22 protein-coding genes are annotated in these 21,002 nt (G+C 73.4%); 9 read left to right on the forward strand and 13 right to left on the reverse strand.

Annotated features, from left to right (window positions below):
• The 5 genes from AB0C87_RS17915 to AB0C87_RS17935 form a co-directional block, all read right to left on the reverse strand.
• Nucleotides 1–1,274, reverse strand: a 1,274-nt coding sequence (locus AB0C87_RS17915; RefSeq protein WP_360578509.1) for a DNA translocase FtsK 4TM domain-containing protein, incomplete at its 3' end; no start/stop codon positions are given.
• Nucleotides 1,275–1,374: 100 nt separating this feature from the next.
• Nucleotides 1,375–3,060 (reverse strand): ribonuclease J, encoded by a 1,686-nt coding sequence (locus AB0C87_RS17920; RefSeq protein WP_345174257.1) that lies wholly within the window; start codon nt 3,058–3,060, stop codon nt 1,375–1,377.
• Complete coding sequence (gene dapA, locus AB0C87_RS17925) at nt 3,057–3,995, reverse strand: 4-hydroxy-tetrahydrodipicolinate synthase (RefSeq protein ID WP_345174255.1); 939 nt, start codon at nt 3,993–3,995, stop codon at nt 3,057–3,059. The genes AB0C87_RS17920 and dapA overlap by 4 nt, the downstream gene beginning before the upstream one ends.
• Nucleotides 3,996–4,150: 155 nt before the next feature.
• The gene (locus tag AB0C87_RS17930; protein WP_185023197.1) at nt 4,151–4,372 is read right to left on the reverse strand and encodes a hypothetical protein; all 222 of its coding nucleotides are present in this window, start codon (nt 4,370–4,372) and stop codon (nt 4,151–4,153) included.
• A gap of 140 nt (nt 4,373–4,512) precedes the next feature.
• On the reverse strand, nt 4,513–5,547 hold the full coding sequence (locus AB0C87_RS17935; protein WP_360578511.1) for a hypothetical protein: 1,035 nt from the start codon (nt 5,545–5,547) through the stop codon (nt 4,513–4,515).
• Between the two features lie 239 nt (nt 5,548–5,786).
• Between AB0C87_RS17935 and AB0C87_RS17940 the strand changes: the two genes are divergently transcribed.
• Nucleotides 5,787–5,963, forward strand: a complete 177-nt coding sequence (locus AB0C87_RS17940; RefSeq protein ID WP_345174248.1) for a hypothetical protein — start codon at nt 5,787–5,789, stop codon at nt 5,961–5,963.
• On the opposite strand, the gene AB0C87_RS17945 is transcribed toward AB0C87_RS17940, so the two are convergent.
• Nucleotides 5,953–6,942 carry a DMT family transporter gene (locus AB0C87_RS17945; RefSeq protein ID WP_360578513.1) on the reverse strand — a complete coding sequence of 330 codons (990 nt, stop codon included), beginning with the start codon at nt 6,940–6,942 and terminating at the stop codon, nt 5,953–5,955. The genes AB0C87_RS17940 and AB0C87_RS17945 overlap by 11 nt on opposite strands.
• Between AB0C87_RS17945 and AB0C87_RS17950 the strand changes: the two genes are divergently transcribed.
• Complete coding sequence (locus AB0C87_RS17950; RefSeq protein ID WP_353833910.1) at nt 6,941–8,332, forward strand: aminotransferase class I/II-fold pyridoxal phosphate-dependent enzyme; 1,392 nt, start codon at nt 6,941–6,943, stop codon at nt 8,330–8,332. The two genes, AB0C87_RS17945 and AB0C87_RS17950, sit on opposite strands and share 2 nt — an antisense overlap.
• A gap of 13 nt (nt 8,333–8,345) precedes the next feature.
• Here AB0C87_RS17950 and AB0C87_RS17955 read toward each other — a convergent pair whose 3' ends face one another.
• Nucleotides 8,346–8,699 (reverse strand): VOC family protein, encoded by a 354-nt coding sequence (locus AB0C87_RS17955; protein WP_360578515.1) that lies wholly within the window; start codon nt 8,697–8,699, stop codon nt 8,346–8,348.
• The gene (locus tag AB0C87_RS17960) at nt 8,696–8,950 is read right to left on the reverse strand and encodes a hypothetical protein (RefSeq protein WP_345174240.1); all 255 of its coding nucleotides are present in this window, start codon (nt 8,948–8,950) and stop codon (nt 8,696–8,698) included. Before AB0C87_RS17960 ends, AB0C87_RS17955 begins: the two co-directional genes overlap by 4 nt.
• A gap of 105 nt (nt 8,951–9,055) precedes the next feature.
• Here AB0C87_RS17960 and AB0C87_RS17965 point away from each other — a divergent pair, with 105 nt between their 5' ends.
• The 4 genes from AB0C87_RS17965 to AB0C87_RS17980 are packed head-to-tail and all read left to right on the forward strand — an operon-like array spanning nt 9,056 to nt 12,892.
• On the forward strand, nt 9,056–9,649 hold the full coding sequence (locus tag AB0C87_RS17965) for a CGNR zinc finger domain-containing protein (protein ID WP_360578517.1): 594 nt from the start codon (nt 9,056–9,058) through the stop codon (nt 9,647–9,649).
• A 52-nt stretch (nt 9,650–9,701) separates the two neighbouring features.
• Nucleotides 9,702–10,292: a GNAT family N-acetyltransferase gene (locus AB0C87_RS17970; protein WP_345174237.1), complete on the forward strand. Its 591-nt coding sequence runs from the start codon at nt 9,702–9,704 to the stop codon at nt 10,290–10,292.
• Nucleotides 10,293–10,340: 48 nt separating this feature from the next.
• Entirely contained in the window at nt 10,341–11,990 is a 1,650-nt protein-coding gene (locus AB0C87_RS17975) for an MFS transporter (protein ID WP_360578519.1), read from the forward strand.
• A gap of 35 nt (nt 11,991–12,025) precedes the next feature.
• On the forward strand, nt 12,026–12,892 hold the full coding sequence (locus tag AB0C87_RS17980) for a 1,4-dihydroxy-2-naphthoate polyprenyltransferase (protein ID WP_345174744.1): 867 nt from the start codon (nt 12,026–12,028) through the stop codon (nt 12,890–12,892).
• Here the strand turns inward: AB0C87_RS17980 and AB0C87_RS17985 are convergent.
• Nucleotides 12,856–13,887, reverse strand: a complete 1,032-nt coding sequence (locus AB0C87_RS17985) for a hypothetical protein (protein WP_360578521.1) — start codon at nt 13,885–13,887, stop codon at nt 12,856–12,858. The genes AB0C87_RS17980 and AB0C87_RS17985 overlap by 37 nt on opposite strands.
• Nucleotides 13,888–14,094: 207 nt before the next feature.
• Nucleotides 14,095–14,769: a uracil-DNA glycosylase gene (locus AB0C87_RS17990; protein WP_345174230.1), complete on the reverse strand. Its 675-nt coding sequence runs from the start codon at nt 14,767–14,769 to the stop codon at nt 14,095–14,097.
• Between the two features lie 112 nt (nt 14,770–14,881).
• Between AB0C87_RS17990 and modA the strand changes: the two genes are divergently transcribed.
• Nucleotides 14,882–15,661, forward strand: coding sequence for a molybdate ABC transporter substrate-binding protein (modA, locus tag AB0C87_RS17995; RefSeq protein ID WP_360578523.1), 780 nt, complete (start codon nt 14,882–14,884; stop codon nt 15,659–15,661).
• A 114-nt stretch (nt 15,662–15,775) separates the two neighbouring features.
• Nucleotides 15,776–17,848: an ATP-dependent zinc metalloprotease FtsH gene (gene ftsH / locus AB0C87_RS18000; protein ID WP_345174225.1), complete on the forward strand. Its 2,073-nt coding sequence runs from the start codon at nt 15,776–15,778 to the stop codon at nt 17,846–17,848.
• Between the two features lie 37 nt (nt 17,849–17,885).
• On the opposite strand, the gene AB0C87_RS18005 is transcribed toward ftsH, so the two are convergent.
• A complete protein-coding gene (locus tag AB0C87_RS18005; RefSeq protein ID WP_345174223.1) occupies nt 17,886–18,725 on the reverse strand; it encodes a hypothetical protein in 840 nt (279 codons plus the stop codon).
• A gap of 101 nt (nt 18,726–18,826) precedes the next feature.
• On the opposite strand from AB0C87_RS18005, the gene sigJ reads away from it, so the two are divergent.
• The gene (gene sigJ / locus AB0C87_RS18010; RefSeq protein WP_360578525.1) at nt 18,827–19,708 is read left to right on the forward strand and encodes an RNA polymerase sigma factor SigJ; all 882 of its coding nucleotides are present in this window, start codon (nt 18,827–18,829) and stop codon (nt 19,706–19,708) included.
• On the opposite strand, the gene AB0C87_RS18015 is transcribed toward sigJ, so the two are convergent.
• Together AB0C87_RS18015 and dapB are read right to left on the reverse strand one after the other, a co-directional pair.
• Nucleotides 19,696–20,235, reverse strand: a complete 540-nt coding sequence (locus AB0C87_RS18015) for a transglutaminase family protein (RefSeq protein WP_345174219.1) — start codon at nt 20,233–20,235, stop codon at nt 19,696–19,698. The two genes, sigJ and AB0C87_RS18015, sit on opposite strands and share 13 nt — an antisense overlap.
• The gene (dapB, locus tag AB0C87_RS18020) at nt 20,235–20,972 is read right to left on the reverse strand and encodes a 4-hydroxy-tetrahydrodipicolinate reductase (protein ID WP_353833916.1); all 738 of its coding nucleotides are present in this window, start codon (nt 20,970–20,972) and stop codon (nt 20,235–20,237) included. The genes AB0C87_RS18015 and dapB overlap by 1 nt, the downstream gene beginning before the upstream one ends.
• Between the last annotated feature and the right edge of the window lie 30 nt (nt 20,973–21,002).

Genomic DNA, 21,002 nt, shown 5'->3' on the forward strand with positions numbered 1-21,002 from the left:
ACCCCCGTCAGCGCGTTCACCACCGTGTCATTGGCCTTCGTCCGCGGCTTGGACACACTCCCGGGCCGCAACGCCGCCGGATCGGGCAGCACGTAGATCTCGCCGGACGACGACAGCGGGAGCTGCTCGGTGCGGCGCGGGGCCGGCGTCGGGTCGCGCACCTCGTGGTGCTCGGCCTCGCGCTCCTCCCCGGCCAGGGGGTCGGCCGCCGGATCGGGGGCCATGGACTCGCCGGCGACGTGCTCGTCCATCGGATCGTCGGCGGGCGGGGCCGGGGGCGGGACGTGCGCGCCGAACGGGTCGGGCTCGAACAGTTCGTCGGCGAGGTCGCGGCGGGGCCGGTCGGCCTTCTTCGGCTGGTCCTCCAGCAGCGGAGTGTCGTACGGCTTGGAGTGCTCGCCGACCTCCAGCTCGTCGCCGTCCTCGCCCTTGCTCTTGCGGCGCCGCTTCTTCGGCGCGCCCTCCTCCCCGGCCTCGCCCGCGGACGGGCGTTCGGGGCGGCTCTGCAGCGTGGCCATCGCCCACAGGTCGGCGACCCGCTCGGGGACCTTCGCGATCGGCGTCGCGGTGACGACCAGCAGCCCGAACCCGGACAGGAGCAGCAGCAGCGGGACGGCCACCCACCCGCTCAGCGCCGCGTCCAGCGGGGCCGACACGAGCCAGCCGACCACGCCGCCGGCCTCGCGGACGCCCTCCATGTCCTTGGCCGGGGAGGGGACGCCGGCGGCGATGTGCAGGATGCCGAGGACGCCCGCGGCGAGCGCGGTGATACCGATGACGATGCGGCCGGTGTCCTCGTGGTGCTCGGGGTGGCGCAGCGTCCGCCACGCCAGCAGCGCCAGCAGCACGGGGAGGACCATCGCCATGATGCCGAGACCGCCGCGCACCACCTTTTCCAGCGCGATGGTGACGACGCCGTCGGGCCGGAACCAGGTGACGGAGGCCAGCACGATGGACGAGCCGAGCAGCGCCAGCCCCAGCCCGTCGCGGCGGTGCTCGGGGTCGAGGCCGCGGGCCCCGTTCCCGTAGGCGCGGAACACCGACCCGACCGCGACCGCCGCCAGCAGGTACAGCTTGAACAGGAGCTTGAAGAACCCGAGGACCGCCTGGGGGATCGGGTCGGGCTTCTGCGGGGGGCGCCCACGGCCCGAGCCGCGGCCCCCCTTGGAGTTGCCGCTCGGTCGCTTCCGGGGGGCCGTACCTGCGGGCTTGCGAGCCGCCGTGCCCCCCGCACGCGAGGAGGCTTTCGCGCCTCCAGACGCACGTGTGGCCATGGTTATGAGAGTAACCAAGGACCCTCGCGGTTCCGGGGAGGGAGGGCGGGCGTGTCGGACGGACGGAGGGCCGCGGGCCCCCCGTCCGTCCGAGCCGCCGCTAGACCTCCACGACCACCGGAATGATCATCGGGCGGCGGCGGTAGTTCTCGCTGACCCACTTGCCGACGGTGCGCCGGATCAGCTGGCTGATCTGGTGCACGTCGTTCACGCCGTCGCCGGCGGCGTTCCGCAGCACGTCCTCGATCCGCGCGATGACCTCGTTGAAGTCCTCGTTGACGATGCCGGCGCCGCGGGCGTGCACCTCGGGACCGGCGACGAGCTTGCCGGAGGTGGAGTCGAGGCCGATGACGATGGAGACGAACCCCTCCTCGCCGAGGATGCGCCGGTCCTTCAGGGAGGTCTCGGTGACCTCGCCGACCGACAGGCCGTCCACGTACACGTACCCGGCGGGCACCGCGCCGACGATCTTGGCCTGGCCGTCCACGAGGTCGACGACGACGCCGTCCTCGGCGATGACGATGCCGTCCTCCGGCACGCCGGTGAGCGCGGCGAGCTTGGCGTGCGCCCGCAGGTGCCGCCACTCGCCGTGGATGGGCATGAAGTTCGCCGGCTTGGTCACGTTGAGCACGTACAGCAGCTCGCCGGCCGAGGCGTGCCCGGACACGTGCACGAGCGCGTTGCCCTTGTGGACGATGCGGGCGCCCCACCGGGTGAGGCCGTTGATGACGCGGTTGACCGCGTTCTCGTTGCCCGGGATCAGCGACGACGCGAGCATCACGGTGTCGCGCTCGGTGATGCGGATCGAGTGGTCGCGGTTGGCCATCCGCGACAGCGCCGACATCGGCTCGCCCTGCGAACCGGTGCACACCAGCACGAGCCGGTCGCCGGGGATGTCGTCGATCACCTTCTGCTCGACCATGATGTCGTCGGGGACGTTCAGGTACCCGAGTTCGCGCGCGACGCCCATGTTGCGGACCATGGACCGCCCGACGAAGCAGACCTTGCGGCCGTTGGCGACGGCGGCGTCCAGGACCTGCTGGACGCGGTGGATGTGCGAGGCGAAGCAGGCGACGATGAGCCGCCCCTGCGCGGTGCGGAACACCTCGTCGACGACCGGCCCGATGTTGCGCTCGCTGGTGACGAAGCCGGGCACCTCGGCGTTCGTCGAGTCCGACATCAGCAGGTCGATGCCCTCGGCGCCGAGCCGGGCGAACCCGGGCAGGTCGGTGAGCCGGCCGTCCAGCGGGAGCTGGTCCATCTTGAAGTCGCCGGTGTGCAGGACGAGCCCGGCGGCCGTGCGGACGGCGACGGCGAGCGCGTCCGGGATGGAGTGGTTGACGGCGAGGAACTCGCAGTCGAACGGCCCGAACGAGCGGCGCTCGCCCTCCGCGACCACGTGGGTCACCGGTTTGATGCGGTGCTCGGTGAGCTTGGCCTCCAGCAGCGCCAGCGACAGCCGCGAGCCGACCAGCGGGATGTCGCGGCGCTCGCGCAGGAGGTACGGGACGGCGCCGATGTGGTCCTCGTGGCCGTGCGTGACGATGACGGCCTCGATGTCGTCCAGCCGGTCCCTGATGTACTCGAAGTCGGGCAGTATCAGGTCGACGCCGGGCTGCTCGGTCTCGGGGAAGAGCACGCCGCAGTCGACGATGAGCAGGCGTCCGCCGTACTCGAACACCGTCATGTTGCGGCCGATCTCCCCCAGCCCGCCGAGCGCGACGATCCGCAGACCGTCCTTGGGCGGGGCGGGCGGTTCCGAGAGCTCCGGGTGAGGATGGCTCACCGGGCGACCTCCGGGATGACGACCTCAGGCACTTTGACTCCCCCTATCGTGAGGTCTTCGCGCAGGCGCGCCGCGAACTCCGGCGGGGCCTCCACCAGCGGCGCGCGGAGCGGGCCGCCTCCGGGGAGGCCGAGCAGGTTCAGCGCTGCCTTGACGGCGATGGCGCCCTGCGTACGGGTCATGATGGCGGCGACCACGGGCAGCAGGCGCCGGTGGATCTCCAGCGCCCGCCCGTGCTCGCCGGCGCGGTATGCGTCGATCATCTCATGGAGCTCGGTGCCCACGACATGGCCGATCACGCTGACGAACCCCGCCGCCCCCACCGACAGCCACGGCAGGTTGAGGTTGTCGTCACCGGAGTACCAGACGAGGTCGGTCTCGGCCATCACCCTGGACGCGCCGAACAGGTCGCCCTTGGCGTCCTTGACGGCGACGATCCGCGGGTGCTCGGCGAGCTGCACGAGCGTGTCGTTCTGGATCGGCACCCCGGCGCGCCCCGGGATGTCGTACAGCATGGTGGGCAGCGCCGTCGCGTCGGCCACCGCGGTGAAGTGGCGGACGAGGCCCTCCTGCGGGGGCTTGTTGTAGTACGGCGTGACCACGAGCAGGCCGTGCGCGCCCGCGGCCTCGGCCTGCCGGGCGAGTTTCAGGCTGTGCTCGGTGTGGTTGGTCCCGGCACCGGCGACGATCACGGCGCGGTCGCCGACCGCCTCGATGACCGCGCGCAGAAGCGTGCTCTTCTCTTCGTCGCTCGTCGTGGGCGACTCGCCTGTCGTCCCGTTGACGACGAGACCGTCATGGCGCCGCTCGTCGACCAGGTGGGTCGCGAGGCGCGCGGCGCCGTCGTAGTCGACGCCGCCGTCCGGCAGGAACGGGGTGACCATGGCGGTCAGCATCCGTCCGAACGGAGCGTCAGTGGATGTGCTGGGTGCCATGCAACGAACGGTACCGTTCCGGCCGTTCCACTTGGACCCGCAGGTCGAAGCGGAACGGGATAAAACAGGAGGAAGCCGCCGCCACACGCTCGGGGGTACGCGTGGCGGCGGCTCCCACAACCGACATCGTGGCACGCAAATGCCGCGTTACGGGGTCAGTCCGGCCACGTCCCGGACTCGGTTGGATAACGTGACCCAGCGGTCATCTCATGCAGGCGGACGCGGAGCTCCTCGACGTCGTGCGTGCGCACGAGATCGTTCCCCCGGACGGCCCACCATTGCCCGGACCCGCCGCGGCCGATCCGCCACCCGGCGAACTCGGCCGCCAGTTCGCCGATACGGTCGGCGTCGTGCCGCGCGGACTGCTGAGTGCCCATCGGCCCGTCCCCACTTCCCTTTGCCATCCGCCTGTCGAGGCTTGACCTTCCGCACCCTCCACTACCCCCAGGATTGTGCGGGTATCCACCCCTTTTTACCTGGGGATACGCGAGTTTCGGAACGTCGCGGCGGGGGTTTCTCAGCCGCCAAAACTTCCTGTCGCTCGGGGTAGCCAGGTGGCGCGGTAACGTGACCATTCGGCCGGGCTGGTCGTCCAGTCCGCGTACACGCCGACGCCGTACGGGCGCCTGGGCGGCCGCTCCAGATCGTCGACTCCGCGCCGGACGCCGCGCAGGGCGACCGTGAGGTCCTCGGCCCACTCCATGAGGGGCCGGTAGGTGGGGACGCCCATGAAGACCGTCGTGCGGTCGCCGATGAGCTCCAGCGTCGTGCGGGTGTGCCGGGCGAAGTGCCACCCGGCGAGGGAGCGCGTGGGCAGCGACACGTCGTAGGTCATGATCGCGACCTGGTCGGCGCGGTCGGCGACGGCGCGCAGGAAGTCCCGCGTGGGGCGCGGCGGATAGTGGATCTTCCCCGTGCGCGGGATCAGCGCCTTGTAGACCGGCTGGGCCGCGTCCATGAGGGTCTGCTGCTCCAGCGCCACCGACAGCAGCCTCCCCTTCGACCGCGTCAGCTCGCGGGTGGCGTCCATGAGCGTGAGGAACGCGCGGTCGTCGGGGTAGATCGGCTCGAAGTCGTAGTGGATGCCGTCGAACCCCAGGTCGAGGAGGGCCGCGTCCGTCCCGAGCACCCGGGTCCGCACGGCGGGGTCGTCCAGGTCGATGACGCCCTTGCCGTTCACCATCCGAATCTGCCCCAGGTACGCCTGCGCGCGGACGCCCGGCGCGTACCGGCGCATGGCGGCGAGGAGCTGCCGCGCGTAGCGGTACTTGGCCTCGGGCACGGTGCCGTCCGCCTCGAAGGGTCCCGCGTGGAAGAAGACGTCGGTGATGCGGTTCTCTTTCAGCAGCTGCCCGAGGGCCCGGTACTCGGCATCACTGTGAGACTCCCCCACCCACTGGTGCCGCGCCCAGAGCGCGTTGGCCTCGGTGCCGCGCGCCTCCGGCTCGGGCTGCCACCACACCCAGGCCCCGGCGAGCACCAGGGCGGCGAGGCCGAGCACGTAGGCCGCCGCCCATCCCAGAATCCGACCGATCCGCCCGATGACGCGCATCACGCAATCATGTCGGAGAAGCCGGGCGCCGAGCGCCCGCCGTCCCAGCGGCGACCCAGCCGCGTCCCACGATCCGGCCATAAAACGATCATGGTTGGGGCGTGATCGCGCGCCGCGCGCGGCGGCGGTTGACAACGGGGGAACCTTGTATTCACGAGGCGGCTCGTGGTGTCGGCCCGTTGGTCTCGATGGGGAGCCGCTCGGTCCTTACCGTCCAGCACGGATGGAGGTCAACCGGCATGCGAGTCCCACCGAGGCAGGGTGAGCCCCGCCCCCTGATCAGCACGCGGGCCCTCGTGATCGTCCTTGTGGCGATCGGCGCCGCCGCCCTCACCGCCGCCGCCCCGGATCTGGCGATCCCGATCGGGGTGGGCGTCGCGGTCATCACGCTTCTCGCCCAGATCGTCAAGGACTGACCCCACCCGCGCCGCGCACGCCCGGCGAGGCCTCGGCCGCGCGGGCGTGCGCGACGTCGGGCAGGGTGCGCCGGACGCGGGCGCGCTGGGTGAGGGCCACGCAGACCAGCACGGCCACGGCCGCCAGCGCAGTCGTGGCGTCGACGCGTTCTCCGAGCAGGACGGCCGACCAGAACAGGGTGAGCATGGGCTGGGTCAGCTGGATCTGGCTGGCGCGCGCGATCCCGGCCCGCGCCAGGCCCTCGTACCAGGCGAAGAAGCCGAGGTAGGCGGAGAAGACGGACACGTAGCCGAAGCCGATGACGGCGTGGGCCGTCCAGGCGGGGCGGGTCGTGGCGAGCAGCACCCCGGCGACCGGGACGGTGACGGGGGCCGCCAGGACGAGCGCCCAGGAGATGACGCGCCAGCCCGGCATGTTGCGGGCCAGGCGCGCGCCCTCGGCGTAGCCGGCGGCGCAGGTGAGGAGCGCGGTGAACAGCAGCAGGTCGGCGGGCGTGACGCGGCCCGCCCCGCGGACCAGGGCGAAGCCGGTGACGCAGGCCGCCCCGGCCGCGCTCGCGAACCAGAAGGCGCGGGAGGGGCGCTCCCCCGCGCGCAGGACCCCGAGCACGGCGGTGGCGGCGGGCAGCAGCCCGACGACGACGGCCGAATGGGCGGAGGAGGCGCCGTGGTCGAGCGCGAGCGTGGAGAACAGCGGGAAGCCGAAGATCACTCCGGCCGCGACGACCGCGAAGCTCGCCCACTGGTCGCGGCGGGGCGGACGCGCCCGGACCGATAGCAGTGCGAGGGCGGCGAGGACGCTCGCGGCGGCGGACCGGCCGATGCCGATCACGTAGGGGTCGAGCCCTTCGAGGCCGAAGACCGTGGTCGGAATGGTGAGGGAGAAGGTCAGGACGCCGAGTGCCGCGAGCCCGAGGCCCGCACTGGAGGTGCTGGCCGCTATCGGTCGGGGCGCAGTAGCGCTATCTTGAAGCCTCATGAAAGACGATAGCAGTGTGGCGACGCTGGCCGATCGGCTGCGCGCGGAGGTCCGCCGGATGAGCCCCGGCGAGCGCCTCCCGTCGAGCCGCGCGCTGGTCGAGCGGCACCGGGTCAGCCCGGTCACGGTGTCGCGGGCGCTCGGGCTGCTGGCCGCCGAGGGGCTGGTGGTGACGCGCCCGGGCAGCGGGGCCTTCGCCGCGCCGCGGGCCGGGAGCGCCGCGGAGCCGGCCGACTTCGGCTGGCAGGCGGTGACGCTCGGCGACCGGTCCGTCGACCCGGCCGGGGTGTCGTGGCTGCTCACCCCGCCGCCGGACGGCGTGGTCGCGCTCAGCGGCGGCTACCTGCACCCGACGCTCCAGCCGGTGCGGGCGCTCGCGACGGCGGCCGCGCGGGCGGCCCGGCGCCCGGACGCCTGGGAGATGCCGCGGCTCGGCGGATCGCCGGAGCTGCGCGCCTGGTTCGCCCGCACGGTCGGCGGCGCCGTCTCCCCCGCCGACGTGCTGATCACGAGCGGGGGCCAGCAGTCGCTGACGACCGTGCTGCGCGCGCTGCTCCCGCCGGGCGCCCCGGTGCTGGTCGAGTCGCCGACGTACCTGGGCGTCCTGGCGGTGGCGCGGGCGAGCGGGCTGCATCCGGTCCCCGTCCCGGTGGACGCGGACGGCGTCCGTCCCGACCTGCTGGCCGAGGCGTTCGCGATGAGCGGGGCGCGCGTCTTCTACACCCAGCCCGCCTTCCACAACCCGACCGGCGCGGTGCTGGCCGCCGAGCGGCGCGAGCGGGTGCTGGACGCGGCGCGCGCGGCGGGCGCGTTCGTGGTGGAGGACGACTTCGCCCGGCACCTCGGCATCGACGCTCCCCCTCCGCCGCTGATCGCGCAGGACGCCGACGGCCGCGTCGTGCACGTCGCGTCCCTCACCAAGGCGACCGCGCCCAGCCTGCGGGTGGCCGCGGTGGCCGCCCGGGGGCCGGTCGCCGAGCGGATCCGCGCGACGCAGCTCGTCGAGGAGTTCTTCCCCGCCAGGCCCCTGCAGGAGACGCTGCTGGAACTGGTCAGCTCGCCCGGGTGGCCGCGCCACCTGCGAGCCGTCCGGACCGCCCTGCGCTCGCGCCGCGACGCGCTCCTCACCGCCCTCGCCCGCGACCTGCCGGAGCTGCGGGTGAGCCGCCCGGCGGGCGGGCTGCACCTCTGGGCCCGGCTGCCGGACGGCGTCGACGACACCGCGCTCGCCGAGGCCGCGCTGCGCGCCGGCGTCCTGGTCAACGCGGGGCGGCCGTTCTTCCCCGCCGAGGCGCCCGCCCCCCACCTGCGGCTCAGCTACGGGACGGCGGCATCCGAGGCGGAGCTGGCCGAGGGCGTGCGCCGCCTCGCCTCGGTTCTGCGATCCTAGGGCCGTTCCGCGGTCATGAGGCGGTGCAGAAGCAGAACTCGTTGCCCTCGGGGTCACGCCAGACCTGGAACGGGCGCCCCGGGTTCCCCATGGGCCCGGCGGCCGGGGTCGCGCCGAGGCTCGCCGCCCGCTCGCCGGCCGAGCGGATGTCCGCGACGTCCAGGTCCAGGTGCAGCCGGTTCTTGATCTTCCTGCCCTCGGGGACGAGCTGGAACGACAGGACCGGCCCGCCCGTCCCGAGGGGTTCCAGGTCGAGCCAGTCGTCGCTCCGCGTCGTCGTCTTCATCCCGAGGAGACCGCCCCAGAAGGCCGCCATGGCGCCGAGGTCGGTGCAGTCGATGACGAGGTTGCCCACCTTGGGGTTCATCGCACGACTCCCGCCGCGCGAACGGACCGCGCCGCGGCGCGGGCGCAGTAGGGAGCGGGAGGCGTGCGCCGCGGCAGGTGCAGCCCGCCGATCCGGTCGCGGACCCAGGCCCGCTTCCGGGCGGCCCGCTCCTGCGCCCGCTCGCGGGCGATGAGCCTCGACTCGACGATGTCGGCGTGCAGTCGGGCGTACTCGCGTTCGGCCCAGGCATGGCGCTGCGCGAGCACCGCGAAGTACGGCAGCTCGTTCATGGTCGTCCTCCCGTTCGATGACACCATCTAAAACGTAATGCCGGTGTCGTGGTTCGCGCAACCATCGAACGCTTTATGGCGGTGTCGGCGCTTGGTAGAGTTCCCATGGACGAGGAGGACGCGATGGGCGGCACCGAGACGGGCGGGAACCCCGCGCCGCCGCCTGCGGACCCGGCGCTGCTGCTGGCGGACTTCGTCAACACCCTCGACGTCGAGTCCGCGACCGACGAGATCACGACGCCTGGCGGGCTCGCCGGATGGCTCGCCGGGCGCGGGCTCATGCCCGAGGGCGCCGGAGCCTCCGACGCCGACGTCCGCACCGCCGTCGCGTTGCGCGAGGGGCTCCGCGAGGCCATGGAGGCCCACCACCGCCCGGACGAGGCCGACATCCCCGACGACCTGGAGGACGTGCTGGCCGCCCTGCCGCTGCGCGTCAGCCTGGCCGGGCCGCGCCCCGCGCTCGTCCCGCTCGACCCGCCCGGCGCCGCTGCGGGCGGCCTGGCCCGGATCGCCGCCGCCGTCATGGACTCGGTCGCCGCCGGCACCTGGCCGCGCCTGAAGACCTGCCAGATCGACACCTGCCGCTGGGCGTTCCTGGACACCTCCAAGAACCGCTCCCGCTCCTGGTGCTCGATGAAGGTCTGCGGCAACCGCGCCAAGACCCGCGCCTACCGGGCACGGCGGCGCGCTCCCGCGTAGCCGCCGCTCGCTAGGGTGGGCCGAGATCCCGGCGAGAGGACGTGAGCACGGCATGGCCGATGTGGGGGTGCGGCCCGCGCGGCGCGCGGACGCGGCCGCCGTCGCCGGCATCCAGGTGCGGGCATGGCGGCACGGGTACCGCGAGCTGCTGCCGGCGGACGTCCTGAGCCAGGTGACCAGCGACGCCGCGGTGGAGCAGTGGCGCGACAGGTGGGCGGAGGCGGCGACGGCGCCGCCGAGCCCGCGGCACCGGCTGCTGGTCGCGGTGGCGTCCGACATCGTCGTGGGCTTCGCCGCGCACGCCCCGGCCGAGGACGCCGACCTCGACCCGGCCGCCGCCGCCGAGCTGATCACCCTGCTGGTCGACCCCCTGCACACGCGGGCCGGGCACGGCAGCCGGCTGCTCGCCGCCACCGCGGACCTGCTCCGCGACGACGGCTTCACCACTCTGGTCTCCTGGGTGTTCGAAGGCGACGAGGTGACGCGGACGTTCCTCGGCTCGGCCGGGTGGGCGCCCGACGGGACGGCCCGGACGCTCGACATGGGCGAGCCCGTCCGGCAGATCCGGCTGCACACCGACATCAGCGACACCGACATCAGCGACACCGACATCGGGGCTCCGCCCGGCGGAACGGGCTCCTAGCCAGGGGTCGGTGAGGCGCACGGGCGATCCGGCCATATCTTGGAGGTCGTGCCCGAGTCCGCTTCCCTGACGCCGCCCCGTGCCTCCGCACCGGCGCCCTCCGGCCGGCATCGCCGGCTCGGCCTGGTCGTGATGAGCCTCGGCGTCTCGCTGGTCGTGGTCGACGCCACGATCGTGGGCGTCCTGATGCCCCGGATCGTCTCCGACCTGGGGCTGTCGACCTCGGGCGCGGAATGGGCGACCTCGGTGTACTCGCTGGTGTTCGCCGCGCTGCTCATCCCGTTCGGGCGGGCGGGCGACCTGGCCGGGCGGCGCCGGATGTTCGTGCTCGGGGTGGCGGTGTTCGCGGCGGCGAGCGTCGCCGCCGCGCTGGCCCCCGTCGGCGCGGCCCTGATCGGCGCGCGGGCCCTGCAGGGCGTCGGCGCCTCCATGCTCATGCCGGCGACGCTGTCCACGGTGAACGCGGTGTTCACCGGGCGGGACCGGGCCGTCGCGTTCGGCGTCTGGGGCGCCATGATCAGCGGCATGGCGGCGCTCGGGCCCCTCGCGGGCGGCGCCCTGGCCACCGGCGGCGGCTGGCGGTGGGCGTTCGGGGTCAACCTGCCGCTCGGCGCCGTCCTGATCGCGGGGGCGCTGCGGTTCATGCCCGAGACGCGCTCGCCCGCCCCGGGCGGCGTGCGGCGCGAGATCGACTGGGCGGGCGGCGCGCTGGCCGCCCTCGGCCTCGGCGCGCTGGTCTGGGGGATCATCGAGGGGCAGACGTACGGCTGGTGGACCGCGACGCGCCCGTTCACGGCCGGCCCGCTCCGCTGGCCGGAGACCGCCCTCTCCCCCGTCCCCGTGGTCCTGGCGTTCGGCGCGGTGCTGCTCGCGGCGCTGGTCGTGGTCGAGCGGTCCCGGGCGGCGGCGGGGCGGCCGGTGATGCTCGACCTGGCGCTGTTCCGCATCCCCAACTTCCGGCGCGGCAACTTGACCTCGGCGCTGATCAACGTCGGCGAGCTCGGGCTGCTGTTCGTCCTGCCGCTGTTCCTGCTGGGCGTGCACGGCACGAACCCGCTGCAGATCAGCCTGGCGATCCTGCCGCTGGCCGTGGGCGCGTTCGTGTCCGGCGGGGGCGCGGGCAGGCTCGCCGACCGGCGCGGCGCCCACCGGGTCGTGCAGATCGGGATGGTCCTGGAGGTCGCCGCGGTCCTCGGGCTGGCCCTCACGGTCTCCGCGACGACCGGCGGGCTCGGGCTCGCGCCGTGGATGCTGCTGTACGGGCTGGGCCTCGGGCTGACGTCGGCGCAGCTGGCGAACGTCTCGCTCGCGGACGTCCCGCCGGCGCAGTCGGGCCAGGCGTCCGGGACCCAGTCGACGGCCCGGCAGGTCGGCGCGGCGCTCGGCATCGCCGCGATCGGGACGGTGTTCGCGACGAGCCTCGGGCACACGATGGCCGACCGGCTGGCGGGCTCGTCGCTGAGCCCGGAGCGGCGGGCGGCCCTCGCGCACGACCTGCGCCACAGCGCCGGGACCTCCGGACGTGATCTTCACGACACGCCCGGGCTGGCGGCCGAGGCGCACGCCGCGGACGCCAGCCTCGCCGTCGCGACCAGGAACGCGGCCCTGACCACGGCGGCGATCCTCGCCCTCGGGCTCGGGCCCGCGCTGCGGCTGCGCCCGAGCACTGATCTTCATCGGGAAGAATCGAAACGCTAGACCCCCCTGTCGTCCCACGAGAACAAGCGGTGACTGTGGCCACGCTCTCCCAATGGGTCGCCGGATCCCGGCCCCGCACCCTGCCCGCGTCCCTCGTCCCGGTCGTCGTCGGCACCGGCGTCGCCGTCGGCGAGGGCGACCCCGTCTGGTGGCGCGGCGTCCTCGCCGCCGTCGTCGCCCTCGTGCTGCAGATCGGGGTGAACTACTCCAACGACTACAGCGACGGCATCCGCGGCACCGACGAGGACCGCGTCGGGCCGCTGCGGCTCGTCGGCTCGAAGGTCGCCAAGCCCAGGCAGGTGCTGGCCGCCGCGCTCGGCTGCTTCCTCGTCGCCGCCGTCGCCGGGCTCGTCCTGGCCGCCGTGACGACGTGGTGGCTGCTGCTCGTCGGCGCGTTCGCGATCCTCGCCGCCTGGTTCTACACGGGCGGCAAGACGCCCTACGGGTACCGCGCCCTGGGCGAGGTCTCGGTCTTCGTCTTCTTCGGCCTCGTCGCCGTCGTCGGCACGACCTACGTCCAGATCGAGGAGCTGCCGTGGGAGGCGTGGGCGGCGGCGGTCCCGATCGGGCTGCTGGCGTGCGGGATGCTCGTCGCCAACAACCTGCGCGACATCCCCACCGACCGGGAGTCGGGCAAGCGGACCCTCGCGGTCGTGCTGGGCGACCGCTGGACCCGGATCCTGTACGCGGCGTGCACCGCGCTGCCGTTCATGTTCGTCCTGGCCCTGGCGGCGCCGCACCCGTGGGCGCTGCTCGCCCTGCTCGCGGCGCCGCTGTCGCTGCCGCCGACGCAGAAGGTGCTGAACGGCGCGACCGGCCCCGCCCTGATCCCGGTGCTCGGCGAGACCGGCCGGCTCCAGATCGCCTACGGAGTGCTGCTGGCGGTCGGCCTGGCGCTCTGACCCGCGGTCAGGGCGCCCTGGTTCTCGGCCAGCAGGAAGGCGCCGGTCAGGCCGGTGACGAGCCCGGCGAGCACCCCGGCGAGGGCGACCAGGCCCGTGGCGGACGCGGAGTCCGTGGCCAGGAAGCCCGGCCGGCCGAGCACCACGAGCAGCCCGTAGAGGGAGGCCGCGAACATGGTGCCGGAGCCGGCCCAGGCGGCGGCGAGCGGCACGACGAACCGGCCCGGGCGGGCCGCACGCCGGACGATCAGCAGCAGCGCGACGGCGGCGGCGGCCGCGAGCAGGCCCTCCGCACCGTCGGCCAGCTGCTGGGCCAGGTTCCGGTCGGCGGCCTCGCGCCCGTGGAGCCCCGCCGTCCCTCCGAACGCCCAGTAGAGCTCCATGGCCGCGAAGACAGCGGCCGGAGCGACGGCCACGCGGGCCAGAAGCACCTGCAGCGAGTGCGTCGGCCCCGTAGGCAGGTTCCTGGTGCGGATCTCGAACGTCCGCGGCCACCGGTCGCGCGCGTACAGGACGAACGCCGTCAGCAACCCGACGCCCTGCACGGTGAAGCCCGTGTAGACGACGCCGTACACCCAGCCCTGGAGCGCGTTCTCATCGCCCATGAGCGGCTCGGATGAGAAGACCGTCTGCAGGAGCGTCCCGAGCGGGACGGCGAGGACGATCGGCGCGAGCAGGCCCACCGCGATCCAGATCGGCGCCAGCACCAGCCACGCCGGGATCCGGCGGCCCCAGCGGAAGGTGAACGCCGCCGCCACCAGCACGGCGGCCGCGTCCATGCCGAGGGTGATCGCGTTGCCCACGTAGAGCGCGGAGTCGTCGGCCGCGGCGGGGTCGTTCCAGCCGGTCGTGCTGCCCGACAGCCACGCGATCTTGATGGTGAGGTAGGGGACGCACGCGGCGGCGGTCGCCGCGCAGACGGCCAAGCGGGCCCGCCCGGGGCCGCCGTGCGCGGCGCGCGTCATGCCGGCGGGCCGGTGAACTGGAACGGTCATGGACCGACGATCCACCGGGCCGCCCGCCCCGTGCCTCCCGCCGCGGAGGGAGAACGCGCGCCCCGCTCCCCCGCAGAGGTGAGACGACCGGCTGTGTTTCAGAGTCCCGGCCCACTTCGCTCGCCTGGCGGCTCGCTACGTGACCGGGCTTAGGCGAACGCGGCATCGCGTTCGCGCGGCATGGCCGAGGCCGCTTCGAGACGAGCCTCAGGCCCAGTCGATCTCGGTGCGGCCGGCGTCGACGAGGGCCTTGTTGACGGCGCTGAACGGACGCGTCCCGAAGAACTTCTTCGCGCTGAGCGGGCTCGGGTGCGCCGACTCGATCACGGTGTGCTGGGGACCGGTGATCAGGCGCGCCTTCTTGCGGGCGTAGGCGCCCCAGAGGACGAACACGACGCGCTCGGTCTTGTCGTTCAGCGCGCGGATCGCGGCGTCGGTGAAGTCCTCCCAGCCCTTGCCCGCGTGCGAGCCCGCCTCCCCGGCCCGGACGGTCAGCACCGCGTTCAGCAGCAGGACCCCCTGGTCGGCCCAGCGGGTCAGGTCGCCGGACACCGGCGCGGGGACGTCGAGGTCGGCCGCCAGCTCCTTGTAGATGTTGCGCAGGGACGGGGGAAGCCGCACGCCCTCGCGCACGCTGAAGCTCAGCCCGTGCGCCTGGCCGGGGCCGTGGTAGGGGTCCTGCCCGAGGATCAGGACGCGGGCGCCGTCGAACGGGCAGTGCCGGAACGCGTTGAACAGGTCCTCGCGCGGCGGGTAGACGGTCTGCCCGGCGTACTCTCCCGCGACGAACGCGCCCAGCGCGGCGGTGCCGATCGGGTCGAGCAGCGGATCGAGCCGCTCGCGCCAGTCGCCGGGCAGCAGTTCCATCAGGTCGAGGGACATCGTCGGGCCTCCGAGAAACGTGATCTCCAGTTGCCCGGAACACTAGTGCCGGCCTCTGACACGCCAGGCCGAATCCAGGGACTCCGAACCCCCCGACCCTAGGATGAGACAAATGCCCGATTCCCCCCATCGGCGGCGCCTTCGCGCGTCCGTGCTGCTCGCGGTGCTCGTCCTGCCCGCCCTCGGCGCGGGCTGCGGCGGCCCCTCCGGACCGGCGACCCTCACCGTCCTCGCGACCAACTCGATGACGGAGGTGCTCGGCGAGGTCGGCGTGGCCTACCAGCAGCAGAACCCGGACGTCAGGCTGCGGTTCGCGTTCGGCGGGATGCCGGAGATCGCCGACCGCCTCGCCGAGCACGAGCCCGCCGACGTCCTGGTGACGGCCGACGGGGCGAGCATGGACGAGGCCGACGAGTACCTGGCCGGGCGCCGCCGCGTCATCGCCCGCGACGGGCTCACGATCGCGGTCGGGCCCGGCAACCCCCACCGGATCCGGGACCTGCGGGACCTGGCGCGGCCGGGTCTGCGGGTGGTCGTCGGCGCCGGGACGGTCCCCGTCGGCCGCTACACCCGGCAGGTCCTCGCCAAGGCGGGCGTGACCGTCCGGTGGAGCAGCGAGGAGATCAGCGCGCGGGCCGTCCTGGACCGGGTCCGCGCCGGCGAGGCCGACGCGGGGGTGGTCTTCGTCACCGACCTGAACTCGGCCGGGATCGCGGCGAGCAGCGTGCCCATCCCGGCGGCCCAGAACGTCACCGCGTCCTTCCCCGCCGCGGTCGTCCGCGACGGCGGCCACGAGGACGCCGCGAGGGCGTTCGTGGCGTGGCTGGTCACCCCCGACGCGCAGCGGCTGTTCACCAAGTACGGCTTCGTCGCACCGGCCGCTCAGCAGTGACCCGCGGGGAACGGATGCGAGCCGACTTCCGTTTACCTCCCCGGAGCCCTCCAGGGCTCGGGAACACCTGATCGCCCCGGCCCCCGGGGCGCGTTGTACGGGGAGATGCGACACGTGCCGGACGAGCGACCCGCGCCACAGCCCAACGGGACACCGCGACCGAACGGGACGCCGCCGAACGCCGGCGCGCAGCGCTCCGGCACGGCCGAGCCCGGCAGACGCCAGTCGGTGCCGCCCCGCAGCGACCCCGACCAGCCCTGGCGCGCCGAAGGCGTCCCCGACCGGAGGGAAGGGCGGGCCCGCGGCCTGCGCGGGGGCGGGTGGAAGCCGAACCGCAACAACGCGGTCTTCTGGGCGCTGCTGCTGGCCGTCTTCGGGCTGAGCTACGTCTCGATGCACCTCACCGGCCAGAAGGAGCGGGTGACGGTCCCCTACACGGCGTTCACCCAGCAGGTCGCCGCCGGGAACGTGAAGGACGTCTACACCAAGGGCTACCAGATCCAGGGCCAGCTGAAGAGCAAGCGGCCGGTCCCGGGGCACGCGGAGAAGACCTACTCCTCGTTCCAGACGCTGCGCCCCGCGTTCGCCGACGACAAGATCTACACGGAGATGGTGGCCAAGGGGGTCGAGGTCGAGGCCAAGCCGGTCAACGAGGACCGCGGCCTGCTCGCCAACCTGCTGCTGTCGCTGCTGCCGACCCTGCTGTTCGTCGGCCTGTGGATCGGCGTGATGGTGTGGCTGCAGCGCCGCATGACCGGCGGCGGGGGCGGCCTCATGGGCGGCTTCAACCGCTCCCCCAAGCCCGTGGCCGCGGACGCCAAGCGCGCCACGTTCGCCGACGTCGCCGGCATCGACGAGGTCGAGGCGGAGCTCAGCGAGATCGTCGACTTCCTCAAGGACCCCGGCAAGTACCGCCGGATGGGCGCCCGCGCCCCCCGCGGCGTGCTGCTGACCGGCGCGCCCGGCACCGGCAAGACCCTGCTCGCCCGCGCCGTCGCCGGCGAGGCCGACGTCCCGTTCTACTCCGCGGCCGCGTCGGAGTTCATCGAGATGGTCGTCGGCGTCGGCGCCGCCCGCGTCCGCGAGCTGTTCACCGAGGCCCGCAAGACCGCCCCCTCGATCATCTTCATCGACGAGATCGACACCATCGGACGGGCGCGCGGCGGCGGCGCCAGCATGGGCGGCCACGACGAGCGCGAGCAGACCCTCAACCAGATCCTCACCGAGATGGACGGCTTCTCCGGTTCCGAGGGCGTCGTCGTGATCGCCGCGACGAACCGTCCCGACATCCTGGACCCGGCCCTCATGCGCCCCGGCCGGTTCGACCGGCAGGTCGCGGTGTCCCCGCCCGACCTGGAGGGCCGCGTCGCGATCCTCGGCGTGCACACCCGCGAGGTCCCGCTCGCCGCCGACGCCGACATCCTCTCGATCGCCAGGATGACCCCCGGGATGACCGGCGCCGAGCTGGCCAACCTGGTCAACGAGGCCGCCCTGCTCGCCGTCAAGCGCGAGAAGGACGCCGTGGACATGGACGACTTCCAGAGCGCCCTGGAGAAGGTGCAGCTCGGCACCCGGCGCTCGCTGGTCATGCCGTTCGAGGAGCGCCGCCGCACGTCCTACCACGAGTCCGGGCACGGCCTGCTCGGCATGCTGCAGCCGGGCGCCGATCCCGTCCGCAAGATCACGATCGTGCCGCACGGCCGCGCGCTCGGCGTCACCGTCTCCACCCCCGACGACGACCGCTACGCCTACGACGAGCGCTACCTGCGCGGCCGCATCATCGGCGCGCTCGGCGGCATGGCCGCCGAGGAGCTGGTGTTCGGCGTGATCACCACCGGCTCGGAGAGCGACCTGGAGCAGGTCACCAAGATCGCCCGCGGGATGGTGGGCCGCTGGGGCATGTCCCAGAAGATCGGCCCCCTGTCGATCCTCCCCGCGGACGGGGCGGACCCGATGGGCCAGTACGCCGCCCAGGGCACCCTCGACGCCGTCGACCTGGAGGCCCGCCGGATCGTCGACGAGTGCTACGCCGAGGCGTTGGAGACCCTCCGCGCCCACCGCGACAAGCTGGACTCCCTGGCCGCCGCCCTCCTCGAGAACGAGACCCTCGACGAGTCCGCCGCCTACGCCGCCGCCGGCATCGACCGCACCATCCGCGAGGTAGACCTCTCCAAATCCCACCGCTGAGGTCGACGCACGGCCAGGTCTTGGCTCTGAGGACGCTCTAAGCGGGTCGGGGGAGGCCTATGGGGTTGGGGAACGGCATCTCGTTCGCCAGGGCCTTGGAGGCTGGCTGGAGCCACTCGTACAGGGTGCTGGGGTCGCTCAGGACGGCGTAGGGGGTTGCTGCCAATTCGTCGGTGCGCCGCTCGATTCGTGCTTTCAGGGCGCGTCCGGCTTCTGTCGCCTCTGTCTCGGCCACGAGGCCGCGTTGGGTGAGTGCTTCGGTCGCCTCCGCCCACTCCTCGGGCGACCAGCCGCGGCTTTCATGGAATCGCTCGGCAGGCACCACGCCCAGGGCGGACGCCAGGACGTTCGCTTCCAGGCCGCTCAGGCCCTCGGCGGTGAGAAGGGCCACGTGTCCGTCACCTCGGTGCTCGCGCAAGGACGTGGTCGCCTGCCAGAGCGCCTCTACCGGGTCCTCTGGGACGGGCAGGTCACGGTTGGCCGCGAACAGAGGGCGGCCGGAGCCGTCCGCCGCCATCACGACTTCTTGCAGGAGCGGCGCGGCCTTCAACGCAACGTCCTCGATGCCGGGGAAGGCCCTGCGAAGGGCACGCGCCGCGGCGTCGCTTCGCGCTTGGAGGATGCTCTCAGGGGACGCGAAACTCCACGCGTCGGGGACGGCTCGCCGTACGCGGGACGGGTGGAAGCCGAAGAAGGTCGCCTCGATCGTCCCTGCGGAGACCCGGCCGAGTGGTGCTCCGCGGCTCCCGAAGTAGCCCATCCAGAAGCCCTTGAGGCCGACGTCCTTGTTGGCCGTCCGGCATTCCTCGGCGAAGTACGTCACCGCGTGCAGCGGCTCTATGGCCTTCCACATCTTCCGCGCGAAAGTCGCATCCACCTGGCGAACGCTAGGCGCGCTCCGGTCTGCGCACAAGCCCGGTCACATCCGGGCCGCGGGGTCCGTCAGTGTGATGACCTAGTGGCATAGAGGGGGACGTGATGGACGAGCGCGAGTTTTTGGCCGAGCGGTTCGAGGGGCACCGCACGCATCTGAAGGCCGTCGCCTACCGGATGCTGGGCTCGCTCGCGGAGGCCGACGACGCCGTCCAGGAGGCCTGGCTGAAGCTCAGCCGGTCCGACTCGGACGACATCGAGAACCTGGGCGGCTGGCTCACGACCGTCGTGGGACGGGTGTGCCTGGACATGCTGCGCTCGCGCACGTCCCGTCGCGAGGACCCGCTGGAGGAACGCCTGCCCGACCCGGTCGTCAGCGCCGCCACCTCCCCCGACCCCGAGTACGAGGCGCTTGTGGCCGACTCGGTCGGTCTCGCGCTCCTGGTGGTCCTGCAGTCCCTCACCCCTGCCGAGCGGCTGGCGTTCGTCCTGCACGACACGTTCGGCGTGCCTTTCGAGGAGATCGCGCACATCGTGGGACGCTCACCCGCCGCCGCCCGCCAGCTGGCCAGCCGCGCCCGCCGCCGGGTGCGCGGCACGGCCCCCGATCCCGAACGCGACCCGGCCCGCCAGCGCGCCGTCGTCGACGCCTTCAACGCGGCCGCCAACGGGGGCGACTTCGAGGCGCTCGTCGCGGTCCTCGCCCCGGACGTGGTGCTCCGCGCGGACGTCGGCGCCATCCCCGGCGGCTGGACGCAGGTCGTCGGCGCCGAGAACGTCGCCGGGCAGGCCATCAGGTTCCGCAGGACGACCCCCGGGCAGGTCATGGACGCCCTGGTCAACGGGACCGCCGGGATCGTCTGGTTCGAGGAGGGGCGCCCGCAGTCCGTCCTGGCCTTCACGGTCGTGGAAGACCGGGTCACCGCGATCGACATCCTGGCCGACCCCGACCGCCTCGCAGCCCTCGACCTCGTCTACTCCGGCTGATCCAGGGTAGCGGGGAGGGCCGAGACGGTGAGGGTCGTCATGCCCTTCAGGGCGGCGAGGACGGTGGGGTGCGGGGCCGCGTGGACGGTCGGGAGGATCGGGTCGTCCGGGTAGGCCAGGGCGTCGGCGGAGGCGGAGAAGCGCACGCCCGGGTCGCGGGGGTCGAGGCGGACCCACAGGTCGTCGACGAGGGCGGCGGCCAGGCCGTGGACGAAGCCGGGGCGCTGCTGGTAGCACAGTCCGGCCTGGACGCCGCCCGCGCGCAGGAGGGCGACGTAGGCGTGGGACTGGGCGAAGCACAGGCCCGTGCGCTGTTCGAGGACGTCGGAGGCCCGCCACGGGACGCGGGTGTCACCGGTGTCCATGGAGTGCGGGATCCGGTCGCGGACATAGTCGAAGGCCGCGCGCGCGTAGGCGATGTCGTCGCCGGTGCGCAGTTCCGCGGCGATCGACTGGACGAGCGGGTGCTCGAAGTCGATCGCCTCGGACGCGGCGAGGTAGTCCCAGGGCTCGGCGTCGAAGTCCATCACAGGCCGAGGAGCGCCTCGATGCCGACCGTGAGGCGTTCGAGCTCGGGGACCTTGCGGACGGCGAGCAGCACCCCGGGCATGAACGACTCGCGGTTCATCGAGTCGTGCCGGATGGTGAACAGCTCGCCGTGGCCGCCGAGGACGACCTCCTGGTGCGCGACGGCGCCGGACATGCGGACGGCGTGCACGCGGACGCCGTCCACGTCGGCGCCGCGGGCGCCCTCGACCCCGGAGGTGGTGGCGTCCGGGGACGGGGCGACGCCCGCCTCGGCGCGGGCGGCGGCGACCAGCTCGGCGGTGCGGTAGGCGGTGCCGGACGGGGCGTCGGCCTTGTTCGGGTGGTGCGTCTCGACGATCTCGACGGACTCGAAGAACGGGGCCGCCTTCTGGGCGAAGTGCATCATCAGCACCGCGCCGATCCCGAAGTTCGGGGCGATGAGCACGTTCCCGGACGACTCCTCGGTCAGCCAGGAGCGGACCGTGTCGAGCCGGGACGGGTCGAAGCCGGTGGTGCCGACGACGGCGTGCAGGCCGCGCTCGACGCACCACCGGAGGTTGTCCATGACCACGCCGGGGTGGGTGAAGTCGACGACGACCTCGGCGGCCGCCAGCGCGTCGAGCGCCTCGCCCTGGTCGACGGCGGCGACGAGCTCCATGTCGTCGGCCCCCTCGACGGCGCGGCACACCTCGGCGCCCATCCGGCCCTGCGCGCCCAGCACCCCGACCTTTGTCACGTGTTCCTCCCGGTTGGCGTCGCCCCGAGC

Source organism: Actinomadura sp. NPDC048021 (assembly GCF_040653135.1).
GTDB lineage: Bacteria > Actinomycetota > Actinomycetes > Streptosporangiales > Streptosporangiaceae > Spirillospora > Spirillospora verrucosospora.

Coding starts and splice junctions, on each gene's coding strand:
- dapA (WP_345174255.1), bottom strand. CDS start 3,995: ATGGCACCCAGCACATCCACTGACGCTCCGTTCGGACGGATGCTGACC.
- AB0C87_RS17930 (WP_185023197.1), bottom strand. CDS start 4,372: ATGGGCACTCAGCAGTCCGCGCGGCACGACGCCGACCGTATCGGCGAA.
- AB0C87_RS17935 (WP_360578511.1), bottom strand. CDS start 5,547: ATGCGCGTCATCGGGCGGATCGGTCGGATTCTGGGATGGGCGGCGGCC.
- AB0C87_RS17940 (WP_345174248.1), top strand. CDS start 5,787: ATGCGAGTCCCACCGAGGCAGGGTGAGCCCCGCCCCCTGATCAGCACG.
- AB0C87_RS17950 (WP_353833910.1), top strand. CDS start 6,941: ATGAAAGACGATAGCAGTGTGGCGACGCTGGCCGATCGGCTGCGCGCG.
- AB0C87_RS17945 (WP_360578513.1), bottom strand. CDS start 6,942: ATGAGGCTTCAAGATAGCGCTACTGCGCCCCGACCGATAGCGGCCAGC.
- AB0C87_RS17955 (WP_360578515.1), bottom strand. CDS start 8,699: ATGAACCCCAAGGTGGGCAACCTCGTCATCGACTGCACCGACCTCGGC.
- AB0C87_RS17960 (WP_345174240.1), bottom strand. CDS start 8,950: ATGAACGAGCTGCCGTACTTCGCGGTGCTCGCGCAGCGCCATGCCTGG.
- AB0C87_RS17965 (WP_360578517.1), top strand. CDS start 9,056: ATGGACGAGGAGGACGCGATGGGCGGCACCGAGACGGGCGGGAACCCC.
- AB0C87_RS17970 (WP_345174237.1), top strand. CDS start 9,702: ATGGCCGATGTGGGGGTGCGGCCCGCGCGGCGCGCGGACGCGGCCGCC.
- AB0C87_RS17985 (WP_360578521.1), bottom strand. CDS start 13,887: ATGACCGTTCCAGTTCACCGGCCCGCCGGCATGACGCGCGCCGCGCAC.
- AB0C87_RS17990 (WP_345174230.1), bottom strand. CDS start 14,769: ATGTCCCTCGACCTGATGGAACTGCTGCCCGGCGACTGGCGCGAGCGG.
- modA (WP_360578523.1), top strand. CDS start 14,882: ATGCCCGATTCCCCCCATCGGCGGCGCCTTCGCGCGTCCGTGCTGCTC.
- sigJ (WP_360578525.1), top strand. CDS start 18,827: ATGGACGAGCGCGAGTTTTTGGCCGAGCGGTTCGAGGGGCACCGCACG.
- AB0C87_RS18015 (WP_345174219.1), bottom strand. CDS start 20,235: ATGGACTTCGACGCCGAGCCCTGGGACTACCTCGCCGCGTCCGAGGCG.